The 12,811-nt window shown below is 65.9% G+C and carries 10 protein-coding genes; 3 read left to right on the top strand and 7 right to left on the bottom strand.

The window, feature by feature from the left end; all coding sequences use genetic code 11:
• The first annotated feature begins 181 nt into the window (after positions 1-181).
• Positions 182-1,450 carry an MFS family transporter gene (locus tag IP92_RS23480; protein ID WP_145879816.1) on the top strand — a complete coding sequence of 423 codons (1,269 nt, stop codon included), beginning with the start codon at positions 182-184 and terminating at the stop codon, positions 1,448-1,450.
• 34 nt (positions 1,451-1,484) lie between these two features.
• Here IP92_RS23480 and bla read toward each other — a convergent pair whose 3' ends face one another.
• The 7 genes from bla to IP92_RS23445 form a co-directional block, all read right to left on the bottom strand.
• Positions 1,485-2,351 carry a subclass B3 metallo-beta-lactamase gene (gene bla, locus IP92_RS23475; protein WP_145879813.1) on the bottom strand — a complete coding sequence of 289 codons (867 nt, stop codon included), beginning with the start codon at positions 2,349-2,351 and terminating at the stop codon, positions 1,485-1,487.
• A gap of 97 nt (positions 2,352-2,448) precedes the next feature.
• Entirely contained in the window at positions 2,449-3,114 is a 666-nt protein-coding gene (locus IP92_RS23470) for a purine nucleoside phosphorylase YfiH/LACC1 family protein (RefSeq protein WP_145879810.1), read from the bottom strand.
• 322 nt (positions 3,115-3,436) lie between these two features.
• Positions 3,437-4,918, bottom strand: a complete 1,482-nt coding sequence (locus IP92_RS23465) for an efflux transporter outer membrane subunit (protein ID WP_145879808.1) — start codon at positions 4,916-4,918, stop codon at positions 3,437-3,439.
• Positions 4,915-8,112, bottom strand: a complete 3,198-nt coding sequence (locus IP92_RS23460; protein WP_145879805.1) for an efflux RND transporter permease subunit — start codon at positions 8,110-8,112, stop codon at positions 4,915-4,917. The genes IP92_RS23465 and IP92_RS23460 overlap by 4 nt, the downstream gene beginning before the upstream one ends.
• A gap of 30 nt (positions 8,113-8,142) precedes the next feature.
• Positions 8,143-9,348, bottom strand: coding sequence for an efflux RND transporter periplasmic adaptor subunit (locus tag IP92_RS23455; RefSeq protein WP_145879803.1), 1,206 nt, complete (start codon positions 9,346-9,348; stop codon positions 8,143-8,145).
• 188 nt (positions 9,349-9,536) lie between these two features.
• A complete protein-coding gene (locus IP92_RS23450; RefSeq protein ID WP_145879801.1) occupies positions 9,537-10,406 on the bottom strand; it encodes an alpha/beta hydrolase in 870 nt (289 codons plus the stop codon).
• The gene (locus IP92_RS23445; protein ID WP_145879799.1) at positions 10,403-10,618 is read right to left on the bottom strand and encodes a hypothetical protein; all 216 of its coding nucleotides are present in this window, start codon (positions 10,616-10,618) and stop codon (positions 10,403-10,405) included. Before IP92_RS23445 ends, IP92_RS23450 begins: the two co-directional genes overlap by 4 nt.
• A gap of 193 nt (positions 10,619-10,811) precedes the next feature.
• Here IP92_RS23445 and IP92_RS23440 point away from each other — a divergent pair, with 193 nt between their 5' ends.
• Both IP92_RS23440 and IP92_RS23435 read left to right on the top strand, forming a co-directional pair.
• Positions 10,812-11,753 carry a LysR family transcriptional regulator gene (locus IP92_RS23440; protein WP_145879798.1) on the top strand — a complete coding sequence of 314 codons (942 nt, stop codon included), beginning with the start codon at positions 10,812-10,814 and terminating at the stop codon, positions 11,751-11,753.
• Complete coding sequence (locus tag IP92_RS23435; protein WP_145879795.1) at positions 11,750-12,703, top strand: D-2-hydroxyacid dehydrogenase; 954 nt, start codon at positions 11,750-11,752, stop codon at positions 12,701-12,703. The genes IP92_RS23440 and IP92_RS23435 overlap by 4 nt, the downstream gene beginning before the upstream one ends.
• The last annotated feature ends 108 nt before the right edge of the window (positions 12,704-12,811 follow it).

Genomic DNA, 12,811 nt, shown 5'->3' with positions numbered 1-12,811 from the left:
AGAGCCTCCCTTACCCGCGCCGCCTGGCGCGGGTTTTTTTATGGGCCGCAGGGCCGGTACGCAGCAAGCCCACACGCCGTCCACCCCCTCCTTCGTACAGTCCATCGCCCCTCCCAATCGGGCAGCCCTTTTATCACCGCAGCCGTTATGATGGCCCCCGTGTTTGTCACGGAATTCCATCATGAGCGATCATAAGATCCATAACCCTGTCATCGCGATCGTCGGTGCCTCGTCGGGCAATCTCGTCGAATGGTACGACTTCTACGCCTATTCGTTCACGTCGCTGTACTTCGCCGCCGCGTTCTTCCCGAAAGGCGACGCCACGTCGCAGCTGCTCAACACGGCCGGCATCTTCGCCGTCGGCTTCTTCATGCGCCCATTGGGCGGCTGGCTGTTCGGCCGCATCGCCGACCGCCTCGGGCGCCGCACGTCGATGATGATCTCCGTGCTGATGATGTGCTTCGGCTCCCTGATGGTGGGCTTGCTGCCCACCTATGCGAGCATCGGCTTCTGGGCGCCGTTCCTGCTGCTCGTCGCACGCCTGATCCAGGGCCTGTCGGTGGGCGGCGAGTACGGTACGAGTGCCACCTACATGAGCGAGGTGGCCGTCGCCGGCAAGCGGGGCTTCTATGCGTCGTTCCAGTACGTCACGCTGATCGGCGGGCAGCTGCTCGCGACGCTGGTGCTCGTCGTGCTGCAGCAGTTCCTGGCGCCGGACGAGCTGCGCGCATGGGGCTGGCGCATCCCGTTCTTCATCGGCGCGCTCGCGGCGCTGGTCGCGCTGTTCCTGCGCCGCGCGCTGGTGGAGACGGCGACCGAATCGAGCAAGAGCGAAAAGGCCGGCACGATCGCCGGCGTGCTGGAACACCCGCGCGCATTGCTGACGGTGCTCGGCTACACGGCCGGCGGTTCGCTGGCGTTCTACACGTACACGACGTATATGCAGAAATACCTCGTCAACACGGCGCACATGAATGCCGAGGTGGCGACGTTGACGATGACGGCCGTGCTGTTCTGCTTCATGCTGCTGCAGCCGGCGTTCGGCGCGCTGTCGGACCGCATCGGCCGGCGCAACATGATGATCGCGTTCGGCGTCATCACGATGCTCGGCACGGTGCCCGTGATGACGGCCATCGGCCAGGTGCAGTCGCCCGTGCAGGCGTTCGCGCTGGTGATGGCGGCGCTGGCGGGCGTCAGCTTCTACACGTCGATCAGCGGCATCGTGAAGGCCGAGATGTTCCCGCCGGAGATTCGCGCGCTGGCCGTCGGCCTGTCGTACGCGATCGGCAACGCGGCCTTCGGCGGCACCGCCGAATACGTGGCGCTGCTGTTCAAGTCGCACGGCCACGAGAGCGCGTTCTTCTGGTACGTCAGCATCGTCTGCGCCGTCGCGCTGGGCGCGTCGTGGATCATGCCGGACTCGCGCAAGCACGGCTACCTGAAGGCGTGATCCCCGGTAGGCGTAATCCCAGGCAGGCGTAACTTCAGCGGGCCGCTTCCTCGCCGAGCTGCTTGGCGAGGCGCTTGCGGCCCAGTTCCGCATAGGCGCGGCAAGCTTTCGGATCGATGAACGCCGCGTTGCCGCGCTGCGCCTGTTGCGCCTTGCGTTCCCACAGGTCGGCCAGGTCCGGGTGCGCGGCGATCAGTACATCGCACGGCAGCGCGGCGATCTTCGCGATCGACGCTTCCAGCTGCGCCTTCGCCTGCGGCCAGCGCGCATCGCCGCCATAGCGGAAGCCGTGCAGGCCGAACGCGTTCAAGCTGTCCGCATACACCATGTTCGCAGCGCGGCCGTTCTCCACCGATTGCCACGTCCATGACAGGCCGCCCGGCGTATGGCCCGGCGTGTCGTGCGCCGTGATTGCCAGCGGTCCCAGCTTGATCACGTCGCCCTCCTTCACGGCGCGGGTGCGCGCGACGGGAGCCATGTCCGGCAGGCTGCCCAGTTGCGGGTCGGCCTTGTCTGGCTTGCCGCTGACGAGCACCGGCACGCTGCGCTCGCTGCCGACGACGACGGCGCCCGTCAACCGCTGCAGCTCGGCGGCGCCGCCCACGTGATCGTAGTGCTCGTGCGACGTCAGGATGTATTTCACGTCGGTCGGCTGGAAGCCCAGCTTGCGGATGCTGGCCACGATGGCGGCGGGCGACTTCGGCGTGCCCGCATCGATCAGGATATGGCCGGCGGGCGACGTCACCAGCACCGAGCCGACGCCGTGCGGGCCCACGTAGTACGTGTTGCCGTAGATGGGGAACGGTTCCTGTGGCTCGTCCCAGTCGGTGGCGTGGGCAAGCGGCAGGTGGGCGAACAGGGTTGCGGCACACAGGGCGGTGGCAATGGCGGTCTGCTTCATCGGTGGTTGGTGTTGGTTGACGATGAAGTCATTCTAGGAGCGCGCCGCCGCCGATGCACGCGCACCGGCACCTTCGCGCCGGCGTTTCATCCCACGCTTATTTGCTCCCTGCGTCGATATACAGGCCCGCGTGCTGCTGCGAGTTGCGGTCGCCCCGCCGGTAGCTGCGGAAGATGCGCGTGCCCTGCTCGTCGCGGGCGCAGCAGGTGCAGCCGCCGACGTGGTCGATGTCCGTCACGCCGGCCTGCCGCAGCTGGTGCTCGGCGACGGCGCGCAGGTTCAGGTGGCGGTGGCGCGGCAGCAGTTCATGCGGCGCGATGTCGGCAAAGCGGCGCGCGAACTCCAGCGCCAGCTCCTCGCTCACTTCATAGCAATCCGCACAGATCGTCGGGCCGATCGCCGCGACCCAGTGCGCGCCGGCTTCGACGTCGGCCAGCACACGGGGGATGATGCCATCGGCGAGCCCGCGCCAGCCCGCATGGACAGCGGCCACGTGAGCGCCGTCGCGCCGCGCCAGCAGCAGCGGCACGCAATCTGCCGCGATCACGGAAACGGGAATGCCGGCGTGCCGCGTGTGGAACGCATCCGCATCGCCGACCGGCTGGCAGTGCTCGTCGATGCGCACGAAGCGGGTGCCGTGCACCTGGCGCTTGTCCGGCCGCAGGTCCCACACGGGCTGCAGCACATGCGGCACCAGTTGGGCCTCGGTGCCGAAACCATGGACGATATTCGGAATACTGCTGAGCAACCTGCTCGTGATCAAGACAACTCCTCGCTATCAAAACAGGCGAATGATAGCCAAAAATGCGCCAATAAATGTTTCCAAAATTCGGGGACTGTCCCTCGATTCTGGAAATATTTCCTGAAACGAGGGACAGTCCCCCACCCCTATCTACGCACGCCACGCCCCTCGGCATTTCGCCGACCAAATTTTTTCGGTTGTAAAACAACAGGGGACTGTCCCTCGATTTCGGAAATATTTCCAAAATTGAGGGACAGTCCCCTGTTGTAAAAAAACGGCGGCACCGTGAGGGGCCGCCGTAAAGGACAACGGGGTTAATCGTTATTGAAATGAGAAAGCTGCGCTAGTTGCTGGCCTGGGCGGTGTTGACGGGCGTGTCCCAGCCGCCGCCCAGCGCGCGGATCAACGCGACTGTCGTGATCGCGCGGTCGCCGCGCAGCTGCACGGCGTTGCGCTCGACGGTTGCGAGGTTGCGCTGCGCGTCCAGCAGTTCCAGGTAGCTCGAGCGGCCCGCTTCGTACAGCTTCTGCGCCAGGTCGGCAGAGCGGCGCGCACTGACGACGGCGTCGTCGATCTGCGCCGTCTGGCCCGACAGGATGCGCAGGCCGGCCAGGTTGTCCTCGACCTCGGCGAACGCGGTGAGCACGGTCTGGCGGTACTGCCCCACCGACTCTTCCAGCACGGCTTCGCTGCGCTCGATGTTCGCGCGATTGCGGCCACCGTCGATCAACGGCATCGACAGCAGCGCGCCCAGCACCCACGAGCGGCTGCTCCACTTGAACACGTCCGCGAACGCCGGGCCGACGCCACCGCCATCGGCGTTGATCGTCAGCGCCGGGAACATCGCCGAACGGGCGACGCCGATGCGGGCGTTCGATGCCTGCATGGCGCGCTGTGCGGCGGCGATGTCAGGCCGGCGTTCCAGCAGTGCCGACGGCAGTCCCACCGGGATCGCCGGCAGCTTGCCCGCTTCCGTCAGCGGATTGGTCGGCGCCGTGAAGCTGGCCGCCGGCTTGCCCAGCAGGACGGCCAGCGTATGCTCGGCCGTCGTGCGCTGGCGTTGCAGGCCGATCGCTTCGGCGCGCGACGTCGCCAGCTCGGTCTTCGCGCGGGACAGGTCGAACTCGCCGATGTCGCCCAGGTCGAACCGGCGCTGGTTCACCTTGACGTTCTCCTCGCGCAAATGGACCGTCTGCTCCACAGTCGCCAGTTCGGCGTCCGTGGCGCGCAGGCGGAACCAGGTCTGGGCCACGTCGGCCTGCAACGCCAGCAGCACGGAGCGGTAATTCGCTTCCACCGTTGCCGCGTCGTTGCGTGCGGCCGCCACATTGGACGACACGCGACCGAACAGGTCCACTTCATAACTCGCCGTCAGCCGGGCGTTGTAGCTGGTGGCGGGTGCCACCGGCGTGCCCTGCGGCAGATTCGCTTCCCGCGGCGACAGGCGCGTACGGTTGGCACCGACGCCCACGCCCACCTGCGGAATGCGATCCGCCTCGGCGATGCCGGCAATGGCGCGCGCCTGCTTGACGCGGGCCGCCGCGACGGCCAGGTTGGCGTTGTTGCGGGTCGCCTCGGCCATCAGGTCGTTCAGACCCTGGTCGTTGAACGCCAGCCACCATTCGCCGCGCGGCTGCTGCTCGGCGGGACGCGCTTCCTTCCAGCGCGTGCCGTCGGCCGCCACCTTCACGTCATCAGGCGTCTGCGGTTCCTTGAAGGCCGCCGGCACGTCCATCGCCGGCTGCTTGAATTCGGGGGCCGCGCACGCCGTCAGCAGCAGCGCCGCCATCAGGGGCGCGACACCCCGTGCAATCATGGTTTTCATCCGTGGGTTCCTTCCATTTTGACCAGCGCGACATCGGCTTCGCCATGCGCCGGCGCTTTTTTCTTCTCCATGCGTTTGGCCAGCGTACGCAAGAGGACGTAGAACACCGGCGTCAGGAACAGGCCGAAGAACGTCACGCCCAGCATGCCGGCAAACACCGCCACACCCATCGCATGGCGCATCTCGGAGCCCGCGCCGCTGGAGAACACCAGCGGCAGCACGCCCATGATGAACGCGATCGACGTCATCAGGATCGGGCGCAGACGCAGGCGGCAAGCCTCCAGTGCGGCGTCGACGACGCTGCGCCCGTGATCTTCCAGCTCCCGCGCAAACTCGACGATCAGGATCGCGTTCTTCGACGCGAGACCAACCAGCACGAACAGCGCGATCTGGGTAAAGATGTTGTTGTCGCCACCCGTCAGCTTCACGCCGATCAGCGCGCACAGGATCGACATCGGCACGATCAGGATCACGGCCAGCGGCAGCGTCCAGCTTTCGTACTGGGCAGCCAGCACCAGGAACACCAGCAGCACGCACAGCGGGAACACGTAGATCATCGTGTTACCGGCCAGGATGTCCTGGTACGTCAGGTCCGTCCACTCGTAGGTGATGCCCTTCGGCAGCGTGTCACGCAGGATCTGGTCCATGATTTCCTGGGCCTGACCCGACGAGATACCCGGCGCCGGTGCGCCATTCAGCTCGGCCGCCACGTAGGCGTTGTAGCGCTGCACGCGGTCCGGGCCATACGTATCCTTCACGCGCATCAGCGACGACAGCGGAATCATTTCGCCCTTGCTGTTCTTCACCTTCAGCTGCGCGATCTGCTCGGGGTGCGAGCGGAACTGCGCATCGGCCTGCACACGCACCTGGTAGGTACGGCCGAACTGGTTGAAGTCGTTCACGTACAGCGAGCCCAGATTGATCTGCAAGGTCTGGTAGATCGTCTGCAGCGGCACGCCCAGCTGTTTCGCCTTCACCCGGTCCACGTCCGCGAACAACTGCGGCACGTTGATCTGGTAGCCCGAGAACACGCCCTGCAGGCGCGGTTCCTGCCATGCCTTCATCTGCACGGCCTGCACGGCCTTGTACAGCTCGTCGTATCCCAGGTTGCCCCGGTCCTCGATCATCAGCTTGAAGCCACCCGTCGTGCCCAGGCCGTTCACCGGCGGCGGCGGCAGCACCATCACGAACGCATCCTGCACGGCGCCCATGCGCTTGTTCATCTCGGCGGCGATCGCCTCGGCGGACATGCTCTTGTCGCGGCGCTTCTCGAACGGCTCGAGGCCCAGGAACACGATGCCGGCGTTCGGCGCATTCGTGAAGCCGTTGATCGACAGGCCCGGGAACGAGATCGAGTTCTCGACACCAGGAATGTCCTTGGCGATGTCGGACATCTTACGGATGACGGCATCGGTACGGTCCAGCGACGCCGCGTCAGGCAGCTGCGCGAAGCCGATCAGGTACTGCTTGTCCTGGCCCGGCACGAAGCCCGGCGGCACGGCCTTGAACATGAACAGGCCAGCGGCACCCAGCAGCGCGTAGACGATCAGCGAAGCGCCCTTGTGGCGCAGCACGCCGCGCACACCACCCTCGTACTTGTGGGCGGAGCGGTTGAAGAACTTGTTGAACACGCGGAAGAAGCCGCCGAACACCTTGTCCATGCCGCGGGTCAGCACATCCTTCGGTTCATCGTGGCCCTTCAGCAGCGCGGCCGACAGCGCCGGCGCCAGGGTCAGCGACGAGAACGCGGAGATCACGGTCGAAATCGCGATCGTCAGTGCGAACTGGCGATAGAACTGGCCGGTCAGGCCGGACACGAACGCGATCGGCACGAACACGGCGCACAGCACCAGCGCGATCGCGATGATCGGGCCCGACACTTCCTTCATCGCCTGGATCGTCGCATCGCGCGGCGACAGGCCGTTCTCGATGTTACGCTCGACGTTTTCCACCACCACGATCGCATCGTCGACAACGATACCGATCGCCAGCACGAGGCCGAACAGCGACAGCGTGTTGATCGAGAAGCCGAAGCCCAGCATCACGGCAAAGGTACCCACCACAGACACCGGCACGGCCAAGAGCGGAATGATGGAAGCGCGCCACGTCTGCAGGAACACGATCACGACCAGCGCAACCAGGATCACCGCTTCGAGCAGCGTGTGGATCACGGAGTCGATCGACTCACGCACGAACTGCGTCGGGTCATACACGATGCTGTATTCGACGCCTTCCGGGAAGTCCTTGGACAGGCGTTTCATCGTGGCGCGCACGTCGGCGGAGAGCTGCAACGCGTTGGCGTTCGGCGCCTCGAAGATCGGGATCGCCACGGCCGACTTGTTGTTCAGCAGCGAACGCAGTGCGTACGAGTTCGAACCCATTTCCAGGCGGGCCAGGTCGCGCAGGTGCGTGACGGCGCCGTCCGGGTTGGTCTTGACGACGATGTCGCCGAATTCCTCGACGGTCTGCAGGCGGCCCTGCGTCTTGACCGTCAGCTGGAAGTCGGCATCCTTCGCGGGGCCCTGGCCGATGACGCCGGCCGCGACCTGCACGTTCTGCTCGCGGATCGCATCGACGACGTCGCCCGCGGTCAGGCCGCGCGCCGCCACCTTCTGCGGATCGAGCCAGACGCGCATCGCGTAGTCGCCGGAACCAAACAGGCCCACTTCGCCCATGCCGTGCAGGCGGGCCAGCTGGTCCTTGATGTTGAGCACCGCGTAATTGCGCAGGTACAGGTCGTCGTAACGGCCGTCCGGCGAATTCAGGTGGACCACCATCGTCAGGTTCGGCGACGTCTTGACGGTCGTCACGCCGATCTGGCGCACCTCTTCCGGCAGGCGCGGCAGCGCACGCTGCACGCGGTTCTGCACGGCCGTTTCAGCCTGCTCGACGTTGGTGCCGATCGCGAACGTGACGGTCAGCTTCAACGCGCCGTCGCTGGTGTTCTGCGACGACATGTACAGCATGTTCTCGACGCCGTTGATCTGCTCTTCGAGCGGCGCGGCAACGGTTTCAGCGATGACCTTCGGATCGGCGCCCGGATACTGGGCGCTGACCACCACGGACGGCGGCACGACGTCCGGGTACTCGGAAATGGGGAGCTTGAAAATCGCTATCAAGCCCGCGACGAACACGATGATCGACAGCACGGCTGCGAAAATCGGTTTGTCGACAAAGAAGCGGGAAAAGTTCATTGTTCAGTCCTTGTTCTTGCCGAAGACGGCTTACAGCGCGGCGACCTTCGCATCTTTCGCATCTTTCTTGTCCGCCTTGGCGGCCACATTGGCATCCATCGGCACGATCTGCGGCGTGACGGGAGCGCCCGGACGCACGCGCTGCAGGCCGTTGACGACGATCTTCTCGTTCGGCTTCAAGCCTTCCTTCACGACACGCATGCCATCGACCGTGGCGCCCAGTTTCACGGGGCGGTACTCGGCCTTGTTGTCCTTGCCGATCACGAACACGAACTTGCGGTTCTGGTCCGTGCCCACGGCGCGGTCGTTGATCAGGATCGCGTTCGTCGTCGCACCGGCGCCGCCCAGTTGGACGCGGGCAAAGAGGCCCGGCACCAGCATGCGGTCCTTGTTCTCGAAGACAGCGCGCATGCGCACGGAACCCGTTTGCGTATCGAGCTGGTTGTCGACGAATTCCAGCTTGCCCTCGTGCGGGAAGCCTTCCTCGTTCGCCAGGCCCACCTTGACGGCGACCGGCTGGCCCTTGTGGTTCTGGGCGCCGACGCGCAGGTACGTATCCTCGTCGCCGTCGAAGCTCGCGTAGATCTTGTCCAGCGAGACGACGGAGGTCAGCACCGCCGACTGGTCCACCAGGTTACCCAGCGTGATCTCGGCCTTCGACACGCGGCCGTCGATCGGCGCGGTGACGCGGGTGTAGGTCAGGTTCAGCTTCGCGGATTCGTACGCGGCCTGCGCGGCACGGGCGGCGGCTTCGAGCTCTTTCTGGCTCGAGGCGCGCTCGTCGAACTCGCGCTGGGCAATCGCCTTGTCGGCCAACAGCTTCTCGGCGCGGGTCAGTTCCAGGCGGGCCAGTTCGGCCTTGGCACGGGCGGAATTGGCGGCGGCCTGCGCACGGTCGGCTTCGGCCTGGTACGGCCGCGGATCGATCACGAACAGCACGTCGCCCTTCTTCACTTCGCTGCCCGGCTTGAAGTTCACCGCGGTGATGAAGCCGGCGACGCGCGAGCGGATCTCGACGCGGTCGATGGCTTCCAGACGGCCGGAGAATTCCTGCGTTTCCGTGATCGGTTTTTCGATCACAAGCGCTGCACTGATGGGCGGTCCGCCGGCAGCTGGCGCTTCGGCCGTTTTACCGGTGGCTTCCTCGCAGCCGGCCAGCGTCACCGCCAAGCCTGCCGCAGCCAGCGCCGCGACTATTGGTCGCGCCAATGCTGTCAATTTATTCGTGTTTTTCATTGTTAACCCCTTTTTGTATGAAAAATAGTAATAACCTAGCGGTTTACAAGCGCCACCCGCCTTCGCCAAGCCAACGAAGACAAAGCGGGCCCATCGCACCTTTTTAATGTGCGTTACTTTCAGTTACAGGAAACGTTCCGCGGTCCGCCAGCCCGACGGCACCCGAACGGTGTCTCTTTATCGTTGTACTAGGCTGGTGGGTTCTCCGTCCCATCTGCACCGCGGATGAAGGCCGCGATTTCGGTCAGTGCAAATACACATGCACAATCGTTGCGCCCGCCCGGCTGTTCGAGCGGGGGCGGCGGCAAGCGTTTGACGGTGGTCGTGATGCCACACTTGATCAGCTTGGCGCCATATTGTTCGGCTTCGTCGCGCAATGGATCGTCCTCGGCGGACAGGATCAGCGCCGGCGGCAGGTTCTTCAGCCGCGACGACTGCAATGGCGACGCATACGGGTGGGTGCGGTCCGCCGCATTCGGCAGATAGCCCCGGTAGCCGGCGGCACAGGTGCCGGCGACCTTGTCGACGACGGCCGCCTTGTCGCGGCACATCGGCAGTTCGCGCATCGAGCACGTCGACAGCGCCGGGTCCAGCATCGGCATGATCAGCACCTGGCCCGCCAGCGGCGGCCCGCCGCGGTCGCGCGACATCAGCGACACGACGGCGGCCAGGTTCGCGCCGGCCTCGATGCCGGCAACCACCATGCGCTTGCCGTTCCAGGCCAGCTTGGCCTTGTTCTTCTTCGCCCACAGCAGCACGGCATGGGCATCCTCGACGGCGGCCGGGAACGGCTTCTGCGACGCCAGCGTATACGCGGCGGAGAGCGCGACCTGGCCGGGATCGGCGCTGACGAGGCGCGACAGGAAGTCGTCCGCCTCGTCGATCGTGCCGCCGACAAAGCCGCCGCCGTGGAAGAACACGACGAGCGTGTCGCGCTTCGTGCCAGGCGTGCCCGCCAGGTACAGGCGCGCGGGCAGCGGCCCTTCGGCCCCCTGCACTTCCAGGTCGCGCAAGGTCAGATCGTCGGCCATCGGGGCCACCTGCTGCAGGGCGCTCATCGCTTCGCCGCCTCCGGCGCGTCCGCCAGCAACGCCGTGCCGCCCGCCGGCTGGCCGGCCAGGACCTCGTTGACCAGCGCGTGCACGCCACGGGCTTCCTTACCCGCCGCGTGCGAGTAGGCATCCGTGTTCACGATGCCGGCCAGCGCCAGCGCATACAGCGCCAGTGCCAACACGATCAGTCCTTTTACCGTCCAGTTGCGCAGTTCCATGATCGACCTTTCGTAACCCCTCAAAAAATAGTGAATACTTTGATGCAGTGCAGTAACTATAGACTTGTTCTACAATCTGATAAATACGCCAACGACGAATTGATTGTTCACGGATCCGAACAATGACAGCTACATTACAAGCTTTGAGCGGGCCATACACTCCGATCCTTGCGGCGCAATCGAAAGAAACACGATGAACAAACTGCAGGCCATGGAAGTCTTCGTGCAGGTCGTCGATGCGGGCGGCTTCTCGAAGGCGGCCGACAACATGCAGCTGCCGAAGGCCACCGTGTCGACGCTGATCCAGCAGCTCGAGGCGGCGCTGTCCGTCAAGCTGCTGCACCGGACCACGCGCCACGTCAGCGTCACGGCCGACGGCGCGGCCTATTACGAGCGCTGCCTGCAAATCCTGACGGACGTGAAGGAGGCCGAGGAATCGCTGTCGCGCACCCGGCTCTCGCCGTCCGGCCGGCTGCGCGTCGAATCGCCGACGGGGCTGGCCAGCGAGGTCCTGGTGCCCGCGCTGCCGGCGTTCTTCGAGCGCTATCCGGACATCCAGCTGGAACTGGGCAGTACCGACCGCCCCGTCGACCTGATCGAGGAAGGCGTCGACTGCGCGGTGCGCGGCGGCGAACTGGGCGACTCCACGCTGATCGCCCGGCGCATCGGCATGATCCATTTCGTCACCTGCGCGGCGCCGTCCTACATCGAACGCTTCGGCACGCCCGAGCACCCGCGCGACCTGACGCGGCACCGCTGCGTGAACTATTTTTCGGCCAAGACGGGCAAGATCTACGACTGGGATTTCACCCGCGATGGCGAACGCATCCAGGTGCCGATGCCGGGCGTGATCGCGCTGAACGATTCGAACGCCTACGTGCAGGCGGGGCTGGCGGGCCTGGGCGTGATCCAAATGACGGACTACCTGCTGATGCAGCACGTGCAGGAAGGCCGCATGGTGCGCCTGCTGCCCGACTGGACGACGGACCCGCTGCCGGTGCACATCGTCTACCCGCAGAACCGCCACCTGTCGGCGAAGGTGCGGGTGTTCGTCGAATGGGTCGCCGAACTGTTCGCCAACCACCCGGGCATGCGCATGCGCAGCCCCGCACAAGCCTACCCGGAGGCCGCATGACCGACCATCGCATCGTGTTCCTCGACCGCGACAGCCTGATCGCCGACGTGCGCGCGCCCGCGTTCGCGCACACGTGGACCGAGTATCCGGCAACCGGCGCCGCCGAAGCGGCAGCCCGCCTGGCCGGTGCGACGATCGCGATCACGAACAAGGTGCCGCTGCGCGTCGATACGCTGGCGCAGCTGCCGGACTTGAAAATGATCGCCGTGGCCGCGACGGGCACCGACATCATCGACCTGCCGGCCGCCCGGGAGCGCGGCATCGTCGTCGCCAACATCCGCGACTACGCGTATGCCGCCGTGCCCGAGCATACGTTCGCGCTGATCCTCGCGCTGCGCCGCAACCTGCTGGCCTACCGCGCCGACGTCGAGGCGGGCATGTGGCAGGAGGCGCCCCGCTTCTGCCTGTTCGACCACCCGATCCGCGACCTGCACGGCAGCCGCCTCGGCCTGTTCGGCTACGGCGCGCTGGGCCATGCGGTCGCCCGCATCGGCCGCGCGTTCGGCATGGAAGTCGCCGTGCATACGCGCACGCCGGTAGCGGAGGAAGGCATCGTCAACGTGTCGTTCGACGAACTGCTGGCCACGTCGGACGTGCTGTCGCTGCATGCCCCGCTGACGGACGCCACGCGCAACCTGATCGGCGCGGCCGAACTGGCGCGGATGAAGCGCACGGCGCTGCTGATCAACACGGCGCGCGGCGGCCTGGTGGACGAACACGCGCTGGCCGAAGCGCTCGTCTCCGGCACGATCGCGGGCGCCGGCTTCGACGTGCTGACCGCCGAGCCGCCACCGGCGGACCACGTGCTGCTGAACCTGCGACTGCCGAACTTCATCCTGACGCCGCATAACGCGTGGGCGAGCCGCGAGGCGATGCAGGGGCTGGCGGACCAGTTGATCGGCAATATCGAGGCGTTCGCGCGCGGGGAACCGGTCAATGTCGTGGCGTGACGGGCCCGCCCCACCCACAGCGACGGGCTGGCGGCAATGCGGGACGGTCCGCCGGGCAGCCTGCTGACGCTGCGCGGCGAGGGTCGCCGGTTCGGCCGCATGACGCGA

The sequence above is a fragment of the Pseudoduganella flava genome (genome assembly GCF_007830495.1).
Taxonomy (GTDB): domain Bacteria; phylum Pseudomonadota; class Gammaproteobacteria; order Burkholderiales; family Burkholderiaceae_D; genus Rugamonas; species Rugamonas flava.
The sequence above is the reverse complement of the archived record's forward strand: the minus strand, read 5'-3'. Positions and strand labels throughout refer to the sequence as shown.